This window comes from Mycobacterium sp. IS-836 (assembly GCF_001954275.1).
GTDB lineage: Bacteria > Actinomycetota > Actinomycetes > Mycobacteriales > Mycobacteriaceae > Mycobacterium.
In genome coordinates this window covers 70,783-90,349 of sequence record NZ_MBEU01000037.1, presented here as the reverse complement: position 1 = coordinate 90,349, position 19,567 = coordinate 70,783, and the positions used below count along the sequence as shown (strand labels likewise).

General features: G+C 66.5%; 20 protein-coding genes. 9 read left to right on the top strand and 11 right to left on the bottom strand.

Annotation, left to right across the window (positions count from 1 at the left end; all coding sequences use genetic code 11):
* Positions 1-51: 51 nt before the first annotated feature.
* A complete protein-coding gene (locus tag A5747_RS11525) occupies positions 52-1,608 on the bottom strand; it encodes a succinic semialdehyde dehydrogenase (RefSeq protein ID WP_076124167.1) in 1,557 nt (518 codons plus the stop codon).
* Positions 1,609-1,673: 65 nt separating this feature from the next.
* Positions 1,674-1,796 (bottom strand): hypothetical protein, encoded by a 123-nt coding sequence (locus A5747_RS25640; RefSeq protein WP_255376709.1) that lies wholly within the window; start codon positions 1,794-1,796, stop codon positions 1,674-1,676.
* Between the two features lie 141 nt (positions 1,797-1,937).
* On the opposite strand from A5747_RS25640, the gene A5747_RS11520 reads away from it, so the two are divergent.
* Both A5747_RS11520 and A5747_RS11515 read left to right on the top strand, forming a co-directional pair.
* Positions 1,938-2,366, top strand: a complete 429-nt coding sequence (locus A5747_RS11520) for a TIGR03618 family F420-dependent PPOX class oxidoreductase (protein ID WP_076124165.1) — start codon at positions 1,938-1,940, stop codon at positions 2,364-2,366.
* 199 nt (positions 2,367-2,565) lie between these two features.
* Positions 2,566-2,778: a deoxyribodipyrimidine photolyase gene (locus tag A5747_RS11515; RefSeq protein WP_233148021.1), complete on the top strand. Its 213-nt coding sequence runs from the start codon at positions 2,566-2,568 to the stop codon at positions 2,776-2,778.
* Positions 2,779-2,857: 79 nt separating this feature from the next.
* Here A5747_RS11515 and A5747_RS11510 read toward each other — a convergent pair whose 3' ends face one another.
* Positions 2,858-3,544, bottom strand: coding sequence for a PAS and ANTAR domain-containing protein (locus A5747_RS11510; protein ID WP_076124161.1), 687 nt, complete (start codon positions 3,542-3,544; stop codon positions 2,858-2,860).
* A 274-nt stretch (positions 3,545-3,818) separates the two neighbouring features.
* The gene (locus A5747_RS11505; protein ID WP_076064549.1) at positions 3,819-4,268 is read right to left on the bottom strand and encodes an Hsp20/alpha crystallin family protein; all 450 of its coding nucleotides are present in this window, start codon (positions 4,266-4,268) and stop codon (positions 3,819-3,821) included.
* Between the two features lie 140 nt (positions 4,269-4,408).
* On the opposite strand from A5747_RS11505, the gene A5747_RS11500 reads away from it, so the two are divergent.
* Positions 4,409-4,765 carry a helix-turn-helix transcriptional regulator gene (locus A5747_RS11500; protein WP_076124159.1) on the top strand — a complete coding sequence of 119 codons (357 nt, stop codon included), beginning with the start codon at positions 4,409-4,411 and terminating at the stop codon, positions 4,763-4,765.
* 9 nt (positions 4,766-4,774) lie between these two features.
* Here A5747_RS11500 and A5747_RS11495 read toward each other — a convergent pair whose 3' ends face one another.
* Positions 4,775-6,238: an aminotransferase class I/II-fold pyridoxal phosphate-dependent enzyme gene (locus tag A5747_RS11495; protein ID WP_076124157.1), complete on the bottom strand. Its 1,464-nt coding sequence runs from the start codon at positions 6,236-6,238 to the stop codon at positions 4,775-4,777.
* Between the two features lie 96 nt (positions 6,239-6,334).
* Here A5747_RS11495 and A5747_RS11490 point away from each other — a divergent pair, with 96 nt between their 5' ends.
* Both A5747_RS11490 and A5747_RS11485 read left to right on the top strand, forming a co-directional pair.
* A complete protein-coding gene (locus tag A5747_RS11490) occupies positions 6,335-8,077 on the top strand; it encodes a glycoside hydrolase family 15 protein (protein WP_233148020.1) in 1,743 nt (580 codons plus the stop codon).
* Positions 8,078-8,139: 62 nt separating this feature from the next.
* Positions 8,140-8,691 carry a DUF1360 domain-containing protein gene (locus tag A5747_RS11485; protein WP_076124153.1) on the top strand — a complete coding sequence of 184 codons (552 nt, stop codon included), beginning with the start codon at positions 8,140-8,142 and terminating at the stop codon, positions 8,689-8,691.
* Between the two features lie 80 nt (positions 8,692-8,771).
* Here the strand turns inward: A5747_RS11485 and A5747_RS11480 are convergent, their stop codons facing one another.
* Both A5747_RS11480 and A5747_RS11475 read right to left on the bottom strand, forming a co-directional pair.
* Entirely contained in the window at positions 8,772-9,041 is a 270-nt protein-coding gene (locus A5747_RS11480; RefSeq protein ID WP_076124220.1) for a hypothetical protein, read from the bottom strand.
* Between the two features lie 117 nt (positions 9,042-9,158).
* On the bottom strand, positions 9,159-10,469 hold the full coding sequence (locus A5747_RS11475; protein WP_076124218.1) for an NAD(P)/FAD-dependent oxidoreductase: 1,311 nt from the start codon (positions 10,467-10,469) through the stop codon (positions 9,159-9,161).
* Positions 10,470-10,692: 223 nt separating this feature from the next.
* On the opposite strand from A5747_RS11475, the gene A5747_RS11470 reads away from it, so the two are divergent.
* The 4 genes from A5747_RS11470 (at position 10,693) to A5747_RS11455 (ending at position 15,727) form a co-directional block, all read left to right on the top strand.
* Positions 10,693-11,430: a GAF and ANTAR domain-containing protein gene (locus A5747_RS11470; RefSeq protein WP_076124151.1), complete on the top strand. Its 738-nt coding sequence runs from the start codon at positions 10,693-10,695 to the stop codon at positions 11,428-11,430.
* 59 nt (positions 11,431-11,489) lie between these two features.
* Positions 11,490-12,671, top strand: a complete 1,182-nt coding sequence (locus A5747_RS11465; protein WP_076124148.1) for a zinc-dependent alcohol dehydrogenase — start codon at positions 11,490-11,492, stop codon at positions 12,669-12,671.
* Positions 12,672-12,739: 68 nt separating this feature from the next.
* Positions 12,740-14,905 carry a glycogen debranching protein GlgX gene (glgX, locus tag A5747_RS11460; RefSeq protein ID WP_076124146.1) on the top strand — a complete coding sequence of 722 codons (2,166 nt, stop codon included), beginning with the start codon at positions 12,740-12,742 and terminating at the stop codon, positions 14,903-14,905.
* Positions 14,906-14,959: 54 nt separating this feature from the next.
* A complete protein-coding gene (locus A5747_RS11455; RefSeq protein WP_083700352.1) occupies positions 14,960-15,727 on the top strand; it encodes an SDR family oxidoreductase in 768 nt (255 codons plus the stop codon).
* 8 nt (positions 15,728-15,735) lie between these two features.
* Here A5747_RS11455 and A5747_RS11450 read toward each other — a convergent pair whose 3' ends face one another.
* Genes A5747_RS11450 through A5747_RS11435 form a run of 4 tightly spaced genes read right to left on the bottom strand, consistent with a single transcriptional unit; the run spans position 15,736 to position 19,546 of the window.
* Positions 15,736-16,704, bottom strand: a complete 969-nt coding sequence (locus A5747_RS11450; RefSeq protein WP_076124142.1) for an aldo/keto reductase — start codon at positions 16,702-16,704, stop codon at positions 15,736-15,738.
* 30 nt (positions 16,705-16,734) lie between these two features.
* Positions 16,735-17,754 (bottom strand): sensor domain-containing protein, encoded by a 1,020-nt coding sequence (locus tag A5747_RS11445; protein WP_076124140.1) that lies wholly within the window; start codon positions 17,752-17,754, stop codon positions 16,735-16,737.
* A 47-nt stretch (positions 17,755-17,801) separates the two neighbouring features.
* Complete coding sequence (locus tag A5747_RS11440; RefSeq protein ID WP_076124137.1) at positions 17,802-19,061, bottom strand: hypothetical protein; 1,260 nt, start codon at positions 19,059-19,061, stop codon at positions 17,802-17,804.
* 5 nt (positions 19,062-19,066) lie between these two features.
* The gene (locus A5747_RS11435) at positions 19,067-19,546 is read right to left on the bottom strand and encodes a hypothetical protein (RefSeq protein ID WP_076124135.1); all 480 of its coding nucleotides are present in this window, start codon (positions 19,544-19,546) and stop codon (positions 19,067-19,069) included.
* Positions 19,547-19,567 lie beyond the last annotated feature (21 nt).

Genomic DNA, 19,567 nt, shown 5'->3' with positions numbered 1-19,567 from the left:
GGTCACGCCGGCCAGGTGATCGATCGATGGAGCGGGGCGGCCCGGTCTACGTCAGTTACGGCCGGGAAGCCTCATGACCGTCCGCACGATCGGCAACAGCGACTTCTGCCACAACGTCGACGGAATGCCAAGGGGCGGATCGAGATTGAACACGCGGGCGGTCGCTATCGTCTGCGATTCGGTGTACTTCAGCAGGCCCTCCGGACCATGTCTGCGGCCGACGCCGGAGACGCCCATCCCGCCCATCGGGGCGCTGAGGCTGCCCCACGCGAACGCGTACCCCTCGTCGACGTTCACCGTTCCCGAGCGCAAGCGGGCCGCGATCTTCTGGCCCTCCGCGGGAGAGCTGGCCCAGACGCTGGCGTTGAGTCCGTACTCGGTGTCGTTGGCCTTCTCGACGGCTTCGTCCACGTCGGCGACGGGGTAGATCGACACGAGTGGCCCGAACGTCTCGTTGGCCGCGCACTCCATCTCGGGCGTCACGTCGGTCAGGACCGTGGGTTCGTAGAACAGTGGACCGATGTCGGGTCGAGCTTTGGCTCCCGCAATCACCTTGGCGCCCTTGGCGGTTGCGTCGTTGACGTGGTCGGTGACCGTCTCCAGCTGATCCGCGGAGATCAAACTGCCCATGTCGATCGAGAAGTCGTACGCGGTGCCCAGCTTCATATTGCGCACCGCGGCGCCGAACTTGCTGATGAACTCGTCGGCGATGTCCTTCTCGACGTAGATCCGCTCAATGGAGATGCAGAGCTGGCCCGCGTTCGAAAAGCACGCGCGGGTGGCCGCTTTGGCGGTCTTGTCGAGGTTTGCTCCCCGCGCGACGATCATCGCGTTTTTACCCCCGAGTTCGGCCGAGAAGCCGATGAGCCGACGGCCACAACGTTCGGCGAGCCGGCTCCCCGTCGCCGACGAGCCGGTGAACATCAGGTAGTCGCAGTTGTCGGTGATGGCGGTGCCGACGACCGAGCCGGGGCCGGGCACGACCGCGTATAGCGCGCGCGGCAGGCCGGCCTTGTACAACAGCTCGGCACACGCGAGCGCGCAATACGGTGTCTGGCTGTCCGGCTTGAGCACCACCGCGTTGCCGGCGATGAGCGCGGGCACCGAGTCCGAGGCCGTGAGCGTCATGGGGTAGTTCCACGGCGAGATCACGCCGACGACGCCCTTGGGCTGATAGCCGACCGTGGTCTTGCCGATCCCCGGGAGCAGCGACTGCACTTTGCGCGGCTTGAGCAGGTCCGCGGCGACCCGGACGTAGTAGTTCGCGTTCGCCATCAGGTCGACGATCTCCTCCTGCGCCGCCCATCGGGCCTTGCCCGCCTCGGCTTGCAGGAGGTCCATCAAGAACTCGCGGTTCTCGATGACCAGGTCGCGATAGCGGCGGATGACCGCAACGCGCTCGGTGACCGGGCGTTTCGCCCAGTCGATCTGTGCCGCACGAGCTTCGGCGAATGCCGCTTCGACGTCGTCGGCCGTGCCGACCGGGACCGTGGTCAGCGGCTTGCCGGTGAACACCTCTTCGATGGTTTTGGTCTCGCGTGCGGTGAGGTCTTTGATCGCCGCCAGCTGACGCAAGCGATCGAAGGCTTCGGCGGACGGTGCGGGCATAACGTTCTCCTCCCAAAGCAAGACCTCACCAGACTATTCCGCCTGCAACGCCAGGTCGCCGGTCGTCAGGAAGACTTGTCCTCCGAATCGGCGTCGTTGTCGTCGGAACCGTCCTCAGGCGAATCGACGGATGCGGCTTGTGGGGGTTGTTTGTCACCTTCGGGTGCCGGTTGTTCAGCGGTGGTCATTGGGTCTCCATCCGTACGGGGTGTTCGCATAGTCAGCTACCCCGGTTCGCGCGCGGAAAACCGGGCTAACACGGTTGTCGCCAAACCGTTTTCGCCCAGGTCTGGGGAATACCCGCGCGCCGCCGGCGCGTTGACGCGGCCATGCATCCATTCAGCGAAGCCGAACGTCAGGAATTCCTCGCAGCGAAGCATGTGGGGGTGTTGTCCGTCGACGCCGCCGACGGCCGGCCGCCGGCCAGCGTCCCGATTTGGTACGACTACACCCCTGGCGGAGACATCCGGTTCAACACCGGCCCGGGGACCCGCAAGGCCAAGCTCATCGACCGGGCCGGCGCGGTGACCTTGGTCGTCCAGCGCGAGGAGCCACCGTATCAATACGTGGTCGTCGAGGGCACCGTCGTCGAGAGCACCTCACCCGCCCCGCTCGAGGCACGGGAAGCCATCGCGATCCGTTACCTCGGCGAGGAGGGTGGGCGCCAGTTCGTCCAAAGTATGGAGGGTCAGGACAGCGTGTTGTTCACCATCCGCCCCGACCGTTGGCTCACCGCCGATTTCTCCGACGAGCTCTGAGCGGCAGAACACCGGGCGGTCCCGTAGCAAATGGGCTATGAAGGCCAAAGGCGACGAAATCATCGCCCTGAGTTAATGCAATAGGCCGTGGGCCTTCAAACCCGTCAAACATGGGGTCGCCCCCGGCGCGGTTTTAATCCGCGACCGGGCGGGTATCACCCTGAAGCCCCCACCAGAAAGGCCTGACATGTTGCACTCGATGATTTTGGCGAGTTCGGACCCGCTTGCCGCGGGGATGATTCTTCGTGGAATCAAGGGCATATTCGTCGCCATCGGCAGTGTTATCGCGGCGTTTGTTTGCGCGATCATCGCGGCAACCAAGGGCCGCAACCCTCTGGGTTGGGGAATACTCGGACTGTTCTTCTCAATCTTGACGTTAATCGTCGTCATCGTCATTCCTAGCAAGAAATGACGGCCTTGGCGGCAATTAGAGGCGGATCCCAGGGCGGGAATCCCCCAGGCCCATCAGCAAACTAACGCCAGTGCCTTAATCACTCCACGGGCTGTTCGTCGGGGTCGACGCGCGAATGCGCGGTCATCAACAAATGGTCGAACTCCGTTTGAGAGGTCAGCGTGGGGCCGATGGCGCGGAAGTCGTCGGTGATCCGTTCGGCCAACAGACGAAGCTTGATGTTGGTTTCCTGCGACAGCCACTTCAGCAGGTCGAACGCGGCGGTGTCACTGATGCCATAGATCAGCATCAGCATGCCTTTGGCCTGCTCGATGCCCGCGCGGTGCTCGGTGATCTCGGCCAACTTCGCCGTGACCATCTCCTCGCGCTCCTGGTCGTACAGCGGGGAGACATCGACGTAGAACCCGTGGGTTCCGATCACGTCGCCGTTGCCGCCGTGCAGTTGGTCGCCGACCACGACGACGTAGTGCACATTTCCCTTGGTGTCGATGATGCGATGGCGGGTGCTGAACGCCTTATGGGTGTCCAGGATTTCGTGGATGGTGGCCGCCACCTGTCCGCGGTCGTCGGGGTGTTTGTGGGACAGCACCAGCTCGGTGGTCGGGGTGACGGTGCCGGGCTCGTAGCCGTGCATGCGCTGCACCTGTTCGGACCATTCCCACCGCTGATCGGCGAAGTAGAACCGGAACCAGCCCGCGCGCTGCGGCGATCCGCCGGCCAAGGCTTGTTCGACGTCGGCCGATTGGCCGTCCAGGTTCCAATTCATCGTGATGCGTCTCCTCGGTGCAGTTCGCTGCGGCAAAACCGACCGCCGTTATGTGCGCATGAGCGACCCCGCACAAAGGGGTAGGTGCGTGACATCGCGCAGTGGCGTGGTGGGAGCGGCGCTAGCTGTTGAACGCCGAGGACAGGCTCGATATCTTGCCACACTACCGCTGGTACAACCCGCTATCGGCGGTGGCGTGGCCGGCGGCGGCGGCCGCGGCCGCCGACGGGATTCGTCGGCCGTGCCGGTCGGGCCGCCGCGCGCCCATCGATGATCAGGCGTCGATGACCTCCCGCTTGCCGGCGTTTTCATTGATCGCCTTGTGGCCGTTGCCGTGCGCGACGGAAATCTTGCGCGGCTTGGCCTTTTCGGCGACCGGGATGCGCAGGCTCAGGACGCCCTCGTTGTAGGAGGCCTCGATCCGGTCGGTGTCGAGGTTTTCCCCGAGGACGAGCTGGCGGCTGAACACCCCGCGTGATCGCTCGGCGGCCAACATTTCGCGGTTGGGGTCGACGGCGGGCCGCTCGGCACGCACGGTCACCACGTTGCGCTCGATGTCGATGTCCAGCGAGTCGGGGTTGATGCCGGGCATGTCGAACTCGACAACGAATTCCTCGCCCTCACGCCAGGCATCCATCGGCATCACCGCAGGCCGGGCTGCCGTGCCTAATACTTGCTGAGCGAAGCGGTCCAGGTCACGGAACGGGTCAGTACGCATCAGCATGGCTGTCACCTCTCACTCCAATCTGTTGTGAAGCGGCTATTACCTATGTCTAATGACATAGATTTGGTATAGCACTATCGACACATCATCGCAAGTGTGGTACACAGGTTTTCTATCCGAGTTAGTTAAGGAGTTGACCGATGGCCGACACACCTGGTGATAACGGTGGGCCGGCATCCGATCACGGGGTGTACGGCATTTCCGTGGCCGCCGAACTTTCCGGTATCCCGGTACAGTCCCTGCGCCTGTACGAGCGTCACGGACTGCTGAGCCCGGCGCGAAGCGACGGAGGCACCAGGCGCTATAGCGCCGACGACCTGGCCCGGCTACAGCGCATCAGCGAGCTGGTCGCCTCCGGGGTCAACCTGGCGGGCATCGCCCGCATCCTCAGCCTGGAAGACGACAATGCCGCGCTCTCCGCGGCCAACACGGATCTGCGGTCCACCAATCGCACCTTGCGTGGTGCCGCGAAGAAGACGAACGACAACGCGACCTAGGAGCTACCGCTAGGCCGCGACCACCCGGAACTGTTGTGCGTTCGCATCGACGGGGTCGGGCAGCGTCATGCCCGCTTCGACACCCGACCGCAGGTAGTCGATCACGGCGTCGTTGAGACGTTCGCCGGGCACCACGGCGGGGATGCCGGGCGGATACGGGGTGATCAGCTCGGCCGCAACGCGGCCGGCGGCCTTGGCGGCGGGCACCATTTCGGTCGGCCCGAAGAACGCGTCCCGGGGTAGGCAGACGGTCTGAAGTTCCAGCTCGTCCGGGGCGGGCAGCTTGATGGACGGCGGCCGGTCGAAGTCCTCGGCCGCCTCGCGCCACTTGTGCATCGCGTCCACCAGGCGGTCCGCGGTTTGCTTGTCATCGGCGAACGACATCGTCGCCAAGATCCGGCGGTGATCACTGAGACCGAGATCGAGATTGCAGTGCTCGCGCAGCCAGTCCGCGGCTTGATATCCCGACGTTCCGGTCGCGGAGAGGTCCATCAACACCTGGGTGATGTCCAGATCGCTCGAGGCCTCCTTGCCCAGCAGCTCGTCCTCGAGGACCTCGACGTCGCCGATCTCGTCCAGACGTGCTCGCAGATAGCGGGCAAGGTCGAGTTCGGCGCCGAGCAAATCGTGGCCACGCTCGACCATCTGGCGCCGCCAACCGTCGAGTGCGGTGTAGACGAGGACGTTGGGGCTCGTGGTCATCAGCAGATCGGCGCACTTCGAAAGGCGTTGCGGGTCAACCAGATCCCCCTGCAGGTGGAATACGGATCCCTGCTCGAACCCCGCGCCCATCTTGTGGACGCTGACTACGCAGACGTCGGCGCCCGCATCCATCGCCCACGTCGGCAGGTCCTCGTGGAACGGAAGGTGCGCTCCCCAGGCCTCGTCGACTATCAACGGCTTGCCGCGCTTGTGGCAGATGTCGGCGATGGCTCCAATGTCGGCGCACGTGCCGTACGGGCTCGGGCTGACGATGAGGGCACCAGCCGCGTCGGGATATTTGTCCCATGCGGCCCGCACCTGCTCCGGCGAGGGCGGATGAGATAAGTGCCGTTCGGTGTCCCACTGCGGGGTGATCCACCTCGGTCGGACGCCGGAGAAGATCAAGCCGCCCACGATCGACTTGTGGCAGTCGCGGGTGACGAGCAGCCCGCCATCCGCCCCGCCGGCCACGGCCATCGTCGCGGCCCGCACGGACATCGAGCTGCCGCAGGTGGAGAAGAACGCCGCCTCCGCGCCGACGGCGTCGGCCATCAAGTCCTCGGCCTTCGATAGAAACTTGCCGCGGGACATCCGATCGTCGAGGCCGTTGGTGGCGAGGATGTCGTTGCGAAACGGGTCCTTACCCATCACGGCTAGCACGCGCTCGTCGACCCCGGCGCCCTGGCGGTGACCCGGCGGGGTGAAGCCGTAGCGGTTGCTGCGGTGGTAGTCGGCCAGCGCGTCCAACAGTGGTGCTTGCGACTGATCCATGGCGGATCGGGTACCCGGCGGGTGAGGGCGCCAATCGGCGCTCGCTCGCTTCGAAAGGGATGACAACTGCTATCCGACGAATTTCCCCCGCACGTATTGCGGCAGTACGCGTTGCTCGCGGACGGCGAACGCGGAGTTCTCGTCGGGCCGCGCGGCGACTACTGCTGGATGTGTCTGCCGCGCTGGCACGACGGTGCGGTGTTCAATTCCCTGCTCGGCGGCGGCGGCGTGTATGCCGTCGCTCCCGATGTGTCGCGATTCGTCTGGGGCGGCTATTACGAACCGCGGTCGTTGATCTGGCGTTCACGATGGGTCACCACCGACGGAATCGTCGAGTGCCGCGAGGCGCTGGCGCTGCCCACCGACGCGCACACCGCGGTGTTGCTGCGCCGCATCCACGTCATCGACGGCCCTGCGCGAATGCGCATCGCGCTCGACATCCGCGCCGACTTCGGCGCGCACGCCATGTCGGACGTCTCCTGCCACGAAACCGATGGGGGCCGCGTGTGGACCGGGAGGTCGGGACCCCACCGATTCCGTTGGGCGGGAGGCGAAAACGCGAAACTCGCCGAGGACGGTTCGCTGCATGCGGTGCTGGACGTCGCCGCGGGACGCGACCACGACCTGGTTCTCGAGCTTTCCGACCATGAGCTGGATGCGGAACCGACACGGGCACAGGATGCCTGGCGAGCCACCGAACACGCGTGGGCGCAAGCGATTCCGGCGGTCACCGGCACCTTGGCCGACCGCGACTGCGAGGTCGCGTACGCGGTGCTGCGCGGTTTGACGAGCAGCGGCGGCGGGATGGTCGCCGCGGCGACCACATCGTTGCCGGAACGCGCCGAACAGGGCCGCAACTACGACTACCGGTACTGCTGGATCCGCGACCAGTGCTATGCGGGGCAGGCGATGGCCGCCGCCGGCGGCTACCCGTTGCTCGACGACGCCATTCGCTTCGTCAGCGAGCGCGTCCTCGCGGACGGTCCAGGGCTGCGGCCGGCCTATGCGGTCGACGGCAGTCCGCCGCCGCGCGAACGCGACCTCGACCTGCCCGGGTATCCCGGCGCCGCGGTGAAGACCGGCAATTGGGTGGCAGAGCAATTCCAGCTCGACGCCCACGGCGAAGCCCTGCTGCTCTTTGCCGCGGCGGCCCGGCTCGACCGCCTCGACAGCCTGCACTGGGAGGCGGTCCACACGCTGGTGCGCAACATCGAACAGCGTTGGCGCGAACCCGATGCCGGGATCTGGGAATTGGACGACCGGCGCTGGGCCCATTCCCGCCTGACGTGCGCGGCGGCGATGCGCAGCATCGGGGCGGTGGCGCCGCCGCGGCTGGGTGCCGAGTGGCAGCACCTGGCCGATCAATTGATCGCCGACGCCGACGCGGATTGCCTGCATCCATCCGGGAGATGGCAACGGGCACCGGGGGATTCGCGAATCGACGCGGCGCTGGTGCTGCCCGCGATCCGAGGTGCGATCCCGGCGGACGACCCGCGCACCGTCGCCACCCTCGAGGCGGTGCGCTCGGAGCTGGCCCAGCAGGGCTTCGTGTACCGCTTCCGTCCGGACGACGGGGCGCTGGGGGACGACGAAGGGGCCTTTCTCCTGTGCGGGTTCCTGGTGGCGTTGGCAGATCATCAGCAGGGCAACGATCTGCGGGCGGTTCGATGGTTCGAACGCAGCCGGACGGCCTGCGGACCGCCCGGGTTGTTCGCCGAGGAATTCGACGTCGAGCAGCGTCAGCTGCGCGGCAACCTACCGCAGGCCTTCGTCCACGCGTTGCTGTTCGAAACCGCACATCGCCTCGCGGGTCGTGGGCTCGGCGAGGACGGTTCATGAAGCCAGCACCGGGTATCCGGCCTGCTGGAGCCGCCGATCCGGGCGGCCCTGAAGGAGTTGCAATGAGAGAAGTCACGCAGGCCGGCGCCGGGGACGTGGCAGACGACGTGGCCGACGCCGCACGGCGCGAAGCCGCCGCCTACCGCGGCGACAATCCGCGCCCGCTGGCGGGGTATCTGGCCGTTTTGGGCATCTACGGCACTGTGGTGGCCGTCGCCGCGGTGCTCGCGGCACTCACCGGGCGCACGTTGCCGCCGCGCTGGCGCGTGCAGGACCTGGTCACGGTGACGCTGGGCACCCACAAGCTTTCCCGAACCTTGTCCAAGGACGCCGTGACGAGCCCGTTGCGGGCGCCGTTTACTCATTACACGGGCACCGCCGGCCCGGCGGAGGTCAAGGAGGAAGTCCGGCAGGACAGCCAATTGCGGCACAGCCTGGGAGAGTTGTTGACCTGCCCGTTCTGCCTGGACATGTGGGTCGTCACGGCGTTCGCCATCGGATTGATCTTCGCGCCCAGGTTCACTCGCCTGATCGCCGGCAGCTTCTCCGCGCTGGCCGGGGCCGACTTTCTGCAGCTTGCCTACGCGCGGGCGCAACAATCAGCGGAAGGCTAGTCAGCACAACGCATTTCGATCCAGCATTTCGACCCGCGTGTCGAACCCCCGCGTGTCGATCCCCCGCGTGTCGAACAGGGTCACTCCTGTACGTCGAAGAATGATTCGCCGTCCTCCGGCGTCCCGCTGATCTGGCCGCTATCGCGACCGTGGGCGTCCGGATCGATGCCGTCCAACTCATCGCGCCCCGATACGTCGTCCCGTGGCCTTCCAGAATTCTCTGCCGCGAGCTTCTCGTCGAGAGACTCGTTTTCATCAGCCTTGATCCACCTGTCGGGCGGATCGACCACGGTGTCACCGTCGTCGTTGCGTACCTCGTCAGAGTCCAGGCTCTCGGACTGCTCCAGCATGTCGTCGTCGAAGTCGTTTCCCACGACTGCCGGTTGCCCGTCGCCGTGCGAATTAAACGGGCGAGTTAAACGGGCGAGTTAAACGGCCGAGTTAAACAGCCCCTGTTAAACGGCGAGTCAGCTCGTCTTGGGCATCGGGATGCCTTCGCTCGCCGCGAACTGCGCGTCCTGCAGGGAAGGCAACCCGAACGACACCACCGAGCGGTCGAACATCGTGTCGGTCAGGTACGCCAGCGACACCGCCCAGCGGTTGAGCAGCCGCGGGATCGCATACAGGTGATATGCGCGCGTCACGGCTTTTGCGGGCAATCCCGAAAGCTGCACATTGAGCGGATTGGCGACGGCATACCGAGGCCCGAGGTCGACCACCAGGCCCAGGTTGCCGTGCTTGTATTGCTTGCTCTTGCCGTAGCCGAGGCTGGCCCCCACGTTGCGGGCGAGTACCTTGCCCTGTCGGGTCGCGTGCTGTGCGGTGGGCGGCGTGATCTTGCCGGGTTGCGTCAGGTCGGGTACCGCCGCGGCATCACCGGCCGCGAAGACGCCTTCGTGATCGGGCACCTGCAGGTCGGGCTGAACCTTGACCCGGCCCTTCTCTGTCGGCAACCCGAGCTCCTGGATCAGTGGCGCGCCGGTCACGCCCGTCACCCACGCGATCGTGCGCGTGTCGATGCGCGAATCATCGCTGAGGACAACGTGATCCGCGTGCGCCTCCTTGAGCGTCATGCCCAGCCGGACATCGATGCCGCGTTTGCGCAGCACCTTGAGCGCGGCGTCGCCCAGCCTCTTGCCCACCTCCGGCATCACCTGCTTGGCCGTGTCGAGCAGCAGAAACTTCACGTCCGCGGCGTCAAAGCCCATTTGTTTGGCCGCCGCATCGGCCAGGGCCCGTAGCTGCGCGACCAGTTCGGTGCCCGAATACGACGCGCCGACGACCACGATGGTGCGCCGCGCCGCCGCCACTTCCGGGTCGTCCTCGAGGCCGGCCAGCTCCAGCTGCTCGATGATGTGGTCGCGCAGGTATAGGGCCTCGACGGTGGACTTCAATCCCAGGGCATGTGTCGCGATTCCGGGCACATCGAACAAGCGCGTGACCGACCCGGGGGTGAGCACCAGGCGGTCCCAGGACATGCGGTGGGCGCGTTCCTCGGGATCGCGGTAGGTCAGGGTCCGTTGCGCGAAGTCGACACCATCCACCCGACCGCGCACCGCACGAACGCCTTTGAGCGTGTTGGCCAGTGGCACCGCGACAAAGCGAGCGTCGACGACGCCGCCGGCGACGTCGGGCAGCAGCGGCGTGTAGAGCATGTAGTCGACCGGCGAAATGATGGTGACGTCGACGGGCGCGCGCCGTCTTCGGAGGATCCGGGTGAGGCGACGGGCGCAGGTGAATCCGGTGAAGCCGCTGCCGACAATGACGATTGAGGTCACCAACCCGAGTGTAGGGCGGACGCCGCCGAGGGCGGTAGCTGGCACGAAAGCCGTTAGCCACCAAGAGAATACGCGCCGGGGCCCTGGGAGCCCGGGTCGGCCGCTTCCGGCCACTTCGTTTTCTGGATGGTGAACTTCGTTTTCTGCGTAGCCACCCCGCCCACCGAGGTCCACGATGACATCGTGAGGCAGGCCGCAACGGCACTCCTGAGGGGGTGATGGCATGCCCGACAGCAACAACACGGTCGTCGCTCAGTTAGCGGAATTAGTCGCCAGTCTTGACCGCCAAGGGACCGAGACCCGCGCCGGCCTGCGCGAACTCATCGAGAGTGGCACTCAGCACGTGCCGGGGTCCCACTACGCCGGGATCACCCTGGCCGAGCGGGGCCACGCGATCACCAATGTGGTCGCCACCCACCGCTACCCGGTGGACTTGGACGAAATCCAGAACCAATGCGGCGAAGGCCCGTGCGTCGCGGCCGCTTGGCAGCACCACGTCATGCACGTCGCAGATCTGGCCGTCGACCGCCGTTGGCCGCGCTATCGGCAATATGCGCTCGCGCACACTCCGATCCGGTCGATCCTGTCGTTCGAATTGTTCGATGGCCACGAACTCACTGCGGCGCTGAACTTTTTTGCCCACCATCCGCACGCATTCATCGACGAATCAATCGAACTCGGCGGCATTTTCGCCTCGCACGTCGCGCTGGCGTGGTCGATGATGCGGCGCCACGATCAATTCCGCAGCGCGCTGGCGTCGCGCGACATCATCGGTCAGGCCAAGGGCGTCATCATGGAACGCTTCAACCTGGATGCCGTCGAAGCCTTCGATCTGCTGGCCCGGCTCTCGCAGCAATCGAACACGAAGTTGTTCGACGTCGCGCGGGCGCTGATCGAAAACGAACATCCGATCAAAGTGCCGACGGCGGTGATCCAGGGACTGTCGAAGCGATCGAGCTAGCGCGGTCGTCGAAAGCCCAGTACCGTTTCGCCCGGCGTGCCGCGGGTAGCCAGCCGTTCATGAAAGCTGTCACTTGGCACGGGAAACGCGACGTGCGCGTGGAATCGGTGCCCGACCCGAAGATCGAGCTGCCGACCGATGCCATCGTCGAGATCACCTCGACCAACATCTGCGGATCCGATCTGCACCTCTACGAAATCCTCGGGGCCTTCATGAAACCCGGGGACATCCTCGGGCACGAACCGATAGGAATCGTCCGCGAGGTCGGCGAGGAGGTGGGCGAGCTGCGGGTCGGCGATCGGGTCGTGATCCCGTTCCAGATCTGCTGCGGCAGCTGCTACATGTGCCGCAATCAACTCTTCACGCAATGCGAAACCACCCAGGTGCGCGAGCAGGGCATGGGGGCGGCGCTGTTCGGTTACTCGGAGCTTTACGGCGAAATTCCCGGCGGCCAAGCCGAATTGCTGCGGGTACCCCAGGCGCAGTTCACCCACATCAAAGTCCCTGTGGGACCGCCGGATTCGCGATTCGTCTATCTTTCCGACGTGCTGCCGACAGCTTGGCAGGCGGTCGCCTACGCCGACATCCCGGATGGCGGCACGGTAGCCGTCCTGGGCCTGGGGCCCATCGGGGACATGGCCGCGCGCATCGCCGATCACCTCGGCTACCGCGTCATCGCCGTCGACCTGGTGGCCGAACGTCTGGCCCGCGCAGCCGAGCGCGGCATCCACACCCTCGACCTGGGGCGGCTCGACACGTCGCTGGGGGATGCGATTCGGGACCTGACCGACGGGCGCGGTGCCGACTCGGTGATCGACGCGGTGGGCATGGAGTCCCACGGTTCCCCGGCCGCCCGGCTGGCCCAGCAGGCGACCGGGGTGTTGCCGGACGCGGTGGCCAAGCGCCTGATGCAAACGGCGGGCGTGGACCGGCTCAGCGCGCTGTACTCCGCGATCGACATCGTCCGGCGCGGCGGAACCATCTCGCTGATCGGCGTCTACGGCGGAATGGCCGACCCGCTGCCGATGCTCACCCTCTTCGACAAGCAAGTGACGTTGCGGATGGGTCAGGCCAACGTCAAGAGGTGGGTCGACGACATCATGCCGCTGCTCACCGATGACGACCCGCTCGGCGTCGACACCTTCGCCACCCACGTGCTGCCTCTCGACGAGGCCCCACACGGCTACGAGATATTCCAGAAAAAGCGGGATGGAGCAGTCAAGGTGGTGCTCAAGCCCTAATCGCGTTGTCTGCCAAGCGGTTTCGGGCTCGTGTTTGACCACCTCACTGCTCGGGTATCAAGTGCGCCATGACCGCAGCACCCTCCGCCCCCACGCCCACCGGTGAATTGTGGCCCGGCAAGGCGTATCCGCTGGGCGCCACGTACGACGGAGCGGGGGCCAACTTCGCGGTGTTCAGCGAGGTGGCCGAGCGGGTCGAGCTTTGCCTGTTCGACGACGTGGGTGCCGAGACACGGATCGCGCTGCCCGAGGTCGACTCGTTCGTCTGGCATGGCTACCTGCCGGGCATCGAGCCGGGCCAGCGCTACGGCTATCGCGTGCACGGTCCGTACCAGCCGGAAGCGGGACTGCGGTGCAATGCGAACAAGCTATTGCTGGACCCGTATTCGAAGGCCATCGACGGCAGCTTCGATTGGAACCAGTCGCTATTCGGCTACAACTTCGGCGATCCCGATAGCCGCAACGACGTCGACTCCGCCTCCAGCATGCCCAAGTCGGTGGTGATCAATCCGTTCTTCGACTGGGGCTACGACCGCCCGCCGGGTCACGAGTACGCCGACACCGTCATCTACGAGGCGCACGTCAAGGGCCTGACCAAGACGCACCCGGACATCCCCGAACAGATCCGCGGGACCTACGCCGCGGTGGCCTACCCGGCGATCATCGAGCACCTCAAGAGCATCGGCGTCACCGCGATCGAGCTGATGCCGGTGCACCACTTCGCCAATGACTCCACCCTGATCGACAAGGGCCTCAACAATTACTGGGGCTACAACACGATCGGCTTCTTCGCACCGGACACGAAGTATTCCAGCGCCACCTCGCCGGGAGGGCAGGTGCAGGAGTTCAAGGCGATGGTCCGCGATCTGCATGAGGCGGGGATCGAGGTCATCCTCGATGTCGTCTATAACCACACCGCGGAGGGCAACCACCTGGGCCCGACCCTGTCGATGCGCGGGGTCGACAACCCTGCGTACTACCGCCTGGTCGACGACGACAAGCGGTACTACATGGACTACACCGGCACGGGGAACAGCCTCAACGTTGGGCATCCGCACTCACTTCAGCTGATCATGGATTCGCTGCGCTACTGGGTGACCGAGATGCACGTCGACGGTTTCCGGTTCGACCTCGCCGCGACGCTGGCCCGGGAGTTCTACGACGTCGACCGGCTGGCGGCGTTCTTCGAACTCGTGCAACAGGATCCAACGGTCAGCCAGGTCAAGCTCATCGCCGAACCATGGGACGTCGGGCCGGGCGGCTACCAGGTGGGCAATTTCCCGCCCCAGTGGACGGAGTGGAACGGCAAGTACCGCGACACCGTTCGTGACTTCTGGCGCGGGGAGCCCGCCACGCTCGACGAATTCGCCTACCGCCTCTCGGGGTCGGCCGACCTCTACGAGCACACCGGGCGACGCCCCGTCGCATCGATCAACTTCGTCACCGCGCACGACGGCTTCACGCTGCGCGACCTGGTCTCCTACAACGAGAAGCACAACGAGGCCAACGGCGAGGACAACAACGACGGCGAAAGCCACAACCGGTCGTGGAACTGCGGTGCGGAGGGGCCCACCGACGACGGGCAGATCAACGACCTGCGTTCCCGTCAGCAGCGCAACTTCCTGACCACCCTGCTGTTGTCCCAGGGGGTGCCGATGATCTGCCACGGCGACGAACTCGGTCGCACGCAACGTGGTAACAACAACGGCTACTGCCAAGACAACGAGCTGACCTGGATCGATTGGGCTGACGCCGATGCCGGCCTGCTGGAGTTCACCCGTGCGGTGTCGGCCGTGCGCGCGAACCACCCGGTTTTCCGCAGGCGGCGGTTCTTTTCCGGCAAGCCGGTGGGCCGCCGTGGCCAGGACCGCCTGCCCGATATCGCGTGGTTCACCCCCGACGGCGCCGAGATGGCCGAGGAGGACTGGGAGGCGAGTTTTGCCAAGTCCGTCGCGGTGTTTCTCAACGGCGACGGCATTCCCGACCGCGATGCCCGGGGCCAGCGCGTGATCGACGACTCGTTCTTGCTGTGTTTCAATGCCCACTACGAACCGATCGAATTCACCCTTCCGCCAAAGGAATTCGGCTGCGCCTGGCGCCTGGCGGTGTACACCGGGCCCGAGGAGGAGACGCCCGCGGAGGAAGTGCCCGGGGGAGGCACGCTCACCGTGGACGCGCACACCGCCGTGGTGCTGCACGCGGAGCGGGAACCCGGTGGGCTGAACCCACGCTGATACGCTGTGCGTGCATCGGCTGCGTTACAGAAGTGGGTGAATATGTCAAGGACAGTGGTGGTCGGCGCCTCGAGTGGACTCGGGCGCTGCATAGGCGTTGGCCTGGCGCAACGAGGTGATCAAGTCGCGCTGCTCGCCCGCCGCCGAGAGCGTATCGAGGCCGCCGCGAAGGAGGCGGGGTCGGCTGCGATCGCCGTCGAATGCGACGTCACCGACGAGGCCTCCTGCCGGTCCGCGATCGCCACTGTCGCGGACGCGTTCGGCGGCATCGACAACCTGGTGTACACACCCGCCATCGGCCCGCTGGTCCGCATGGTCGATACCGATGCCGAGACGTGGCGGCGCGTCTTCGACACCAACGTGATCGGTGCCGCGCTGGTCACGGCGGCGGCGATGCCGCACCTGACCGAGTCGACGGGCAAGGTGGTCTACCTGGCCTCCGACGCCGGTACCTTCGGGCCGCCCTGGCCGGGGCTCGGCGCCTACGGCGTCAGCAAGGCGGCCCTCGAACGACTGGTGGAGGCCTGGCGGGCCGAACACCCCGACGTCGGATTCACCAACCTGATCGTGGGGGAGTGCGGAGGCGGCGAGGGCGACGCGGCGACGGGCATGACCACCGGCTGGGACATGGACCTCGCGATGAAGGCCGCCCCATTGTGGGCGTCCCGCGGATGCATGCCCGGCAAGCTGATGCCGGTCGAGGACCTCATCGACGTGGTGCACACGATCCTGCGCACCAACGCGACGACGTCGATGCCTGTCGTGGTGGCACGGGGCGCGCCCGCCAGCCCCCCGGCGTTCGCGGAGACGGCGCACTCCTGAGACCCGGCCTACACCCCCAACTTTTCGCGGGCCTTGTCGAGCAGAAATCGCCCGTTCGACACCGGCCGGAACGCGCGCGCCGCGTCGGTGAGGGCGTCGCGGGAATCCGGCGACAGCTCGATGTCGGCGGCGGCGACGTTGAACTCGAGCTGTTCGACGCTGGACGCGCCGGGGATGGCCACGACGCCCGGCAGGCTGATCAGCCAGGCCAGCGCCACCTGCGCCGGCCTGGCGTCGACCTCGGTCCCGACGTCGCGCAGCGTCTGCAAGAGCGGCTCGATGCGGCGCAGGTTCTCGGTGCCGAAGTAGCGGTTCACCGCGCGGACGCCGCCGGGACGGTTGTCCACGCCGTATTTGCCGCCCAGCAGCCCCTGCTCCAGCGGTTGGTAGGCGATCACGATGCGGTTCTCGCGCTCGGCGAAGGGCACTAGGTCCTCCAGCGCGCCGGGGTGGGCGAGCGAAAAATGTACCTGGTTGCTGATGACCGGCCGCCCGAGCGCGGCGTCGGCCTTGCGCCACCGCGCCAGCGAGTAGTTGGAAACGCCTGCGGCGCCGATCTTTCCGTCATCGAGCAGGTCGCGCATCCCCGGCATGATCACCGAATCGGGGACCACCGGGTTTGGCTGGTGGATCTGGTAGAGCGGGATGCGGTCCAGCCCCAACCTGCGCGCGCTGGCGCGCTCGCGCTGCTTGACCACTGCGGGGAAGGGGGCCACGGGCATGATCTTGCTGGCCACCGCGACCTCGGCGCGCTGGTCGCCGAGCGCCTCGCCCAGGATCCGCTCGCTCTTGCCCAGTCCGTACACCTCGGCGGTGTCGAACAGCGTCACCCCCAGCTCGAGGGCCCGGCGCACGATGTCACGCGCGGCTCCGGAGGCGTAACTGTCGCCATAGCCCCACTCGCGCGAGCCGAACTGCCACGTCCCCAGCCCAATCCGGCTGACCCGTCCCACTCCATCGACATCGAGATACTTCATGGGTTCACCCTAGGGCTTCGAGTGTGACCCCTAGCCGGGGATCTTGTTGAGGATGTAGTTGGCGATGCTCACCACCGTCTGCCGGGCGGCGCCGACGTCGGTGCTGCCGAGGTTGGTTACCTCGAGGTCGATGACGACGTTGGCCTTGGCGGCGAGTGCGCGGACGAAGCACACCTTCAATCCCTTCGGCGTCAGGTCCATCGTCGTGATGCCGTTGCCGGCGTCGGCGGGGGCGCTCAGGGAAAGGGGGTACGACGGTCCGCTGCGGTCCGTCACCGTCACGGTTGTCCCGCCGCATTGGCGCCAACCGTCGAGCAGTGTCGCCAGTTGCGCTTGGGCCGCATTCTGATCGGAGAACGCGGCGACGGCCTGCATGACTTGGGTCGATTTGAGGAAGCTACGGGTGTCGTCGAATTCGGCCGCGTGGTAGCGCACGATCGCGTTGTAGGCCTCCGGGGCCCCGGGGATGACGCTTTCCCAGCACTCGGGCCGGTCGATGCTTGCCTCCCTGTCGGACTTGATGGGCCGGTCCCACGTTTGACCGGGCCGCAGATTTTCGTCGGTGGTGATCTGTTTGAGGTCCTCGAGATTGGGCAGCAGCGTGCTGATCTTGTCCGGCGCCACGGTGGGTCGTGGCGGCACCGTAGCGGTGGTGGTGGTTGCGGAACTCGGCGGTGCCGCGTTCTGGCGTGACGGGAACGCCGTCAGGGTGGCCCATCCGACGAGGGCGAGGATCGCCATCGTGATGAACGAATACGACAGCACCACCCCGACCAGGGCGCGGTCACGGCCAAGCTCACCGGTGCGCCGGATTTGCGCCAGCCCCAGGTGCCCCAGAATCGCGCCCGCGGGGGCGAACACGAACGCGAACACCACCGACAGCGTCGCCAAGGCGTTGACGCGGGGCGGGTACGGCGGTTGCGTCGGCGGTGGCGTGAAGATTGGCGGCGGGAAGCCCGGCGGCGGGGCGGACGGGCCCGTGAAGGGGACGCGACCCAGCGGGTCGTACGTAAAAGGGTTGTCCCCGAACGGATCCTGAGGGTCGGTCACCCCAGCTGCCTCCTCAACGCTCCTCAACGCTCCTTAACGCGGTCCGGCTATCCGGTCAGCATGCGATATTGGGCCGCGATCTGTTGATGTGCGGTATCGAGTTGGCGGGCAACGGCTTTGATGGCGTAGCGGCCGGCGGCCGCCAGGCACCAGAAGTGCGGCACCAACCCGCTGGCCCCGGCGACCCTGGTGCAACGGCTCTGCGGTAGCCCCGGCACCGGTGCGGCGCCTTGCGCCGCGGCGGTGGCCGCCACGGCGTCGCTGTAGGCCTGCGACAAGGTCTGCGCGCTCGCGGCGTCCTTGGCTTGATACACGGTCGTCAGGCTGGTCGACACGAGATCGACACCCGCGGTCGTCAGGGCGGGACCGATTCGCGCGGGGTTGTCTTCCAGATGCAACGCGCCCGCTACCTGGTAGGTGGCCCCGGTCGTGGAGGTGCCCTGATCGGGCGGCAGCGGCAGCGTGCGGGCGACCAGCCCGGTGGGATCCCTGGGAAGCGCCGCGAACTGGTCGGCGGAAGTCGGCGAAAACTTGTCGATCAATGGAATCTGAAGGTCGAGGCTACGCGCGGCCAGCGGAGCTTCGCAGTCGGCGCCGGCGGGACACCGGGCGACCTGGACCAGAACATAGGGACCGTGCGCGGTGAAAACGCTCAGTTCGCGGACCGTCTGGGGGCCCTCCTGGAAGGTCAGCAGCGCCGCGGTGGCATCGGGATGGCCGGGGACCGGGACCGCGCGCTCGGGTTCAGTGACGATGGGCGTGGCGCTGGGAACGCGGGGCATCGCCATCGCCTTCCCGTACATCCCTTGGGCCGCAGCCGATGCCGCGGCCGGACCCGCAAACCGCAGCACCGCGTTGCGCAGCAACATCTGTGAATCCGGGCCCGGGCCTTGTCGCTCGGACATAAACCCGACCACGAAGGGCAAGCCATAGGCACCGCCCAGAATCGGCGTCCACATCACGTGGGAGAGCTGCTGGTAGTCCTCGATCACTACGGCCGCGCTGCTGGATCCCCGGGTGGACAGCCCCGCGTCGGCCTGCCACGGACCGACGACATAGTCGGCCATGCGCCTGCCCTCGATGAGCCGGCCGTCGTGGTCCGAACCGGCATTGCCCAGCGGCGACTGCGGGACGATCGGGTAATTGCCCGGGTCGAGCAGGGGTACGTTCACCGATGCCGAAGGGCCCGAGGGCGATTGGGGCGCCGGACGCGCGGTGCCCGCCGTGGTCGTGTGGCTGCAGCCCAGCAGAGCAGCGGCGAGCAGCGCCGCCATTGGTTTCCCGTGTCGCAGTTGGCTGGTCCGCATTGGGCTCATGTTTTGCAGATCTTCCAGCCGTCTTCGAGTTTCAAGGGCAGGCTGACCGTGCGGCTGCCCAAGGCCTCGTTCTGGGCGTCCATCGTCGCCGTGGCGGTGTCGCCGGTGATGGCGACCGAGATGTTTTTGACCGAGGTAAGGCCCGTTTCGGCGCGACCCTTCTTCACGTAACCCATTACCGGCCCGACGAATTGGGCCCGCATCGCCGAGCACATCAGCTCGGTGTAGGCGTCCCAGTTCTGGGTGTTGTAGGCATCTTGAAACGCCATGACCGTCTGGCGGACCTGATCTTCCGCGGAGGGCGATGCGGAGAGCGAGGTGGTGGGGGCGGGCGCGGGCGCCGCCATCGGAGCGCCGCCGTGCTGGGCCACCGGGGTGCCGCCGATGACGTTCGAACACGAGGCGGTGACTGCGGCGACGGCCAGCGCGGCCCCCACGGTGGCGAGAATCGACGCGGATGCATTCGATGCAGTCATGGATTCGACCTCTCTGTCACA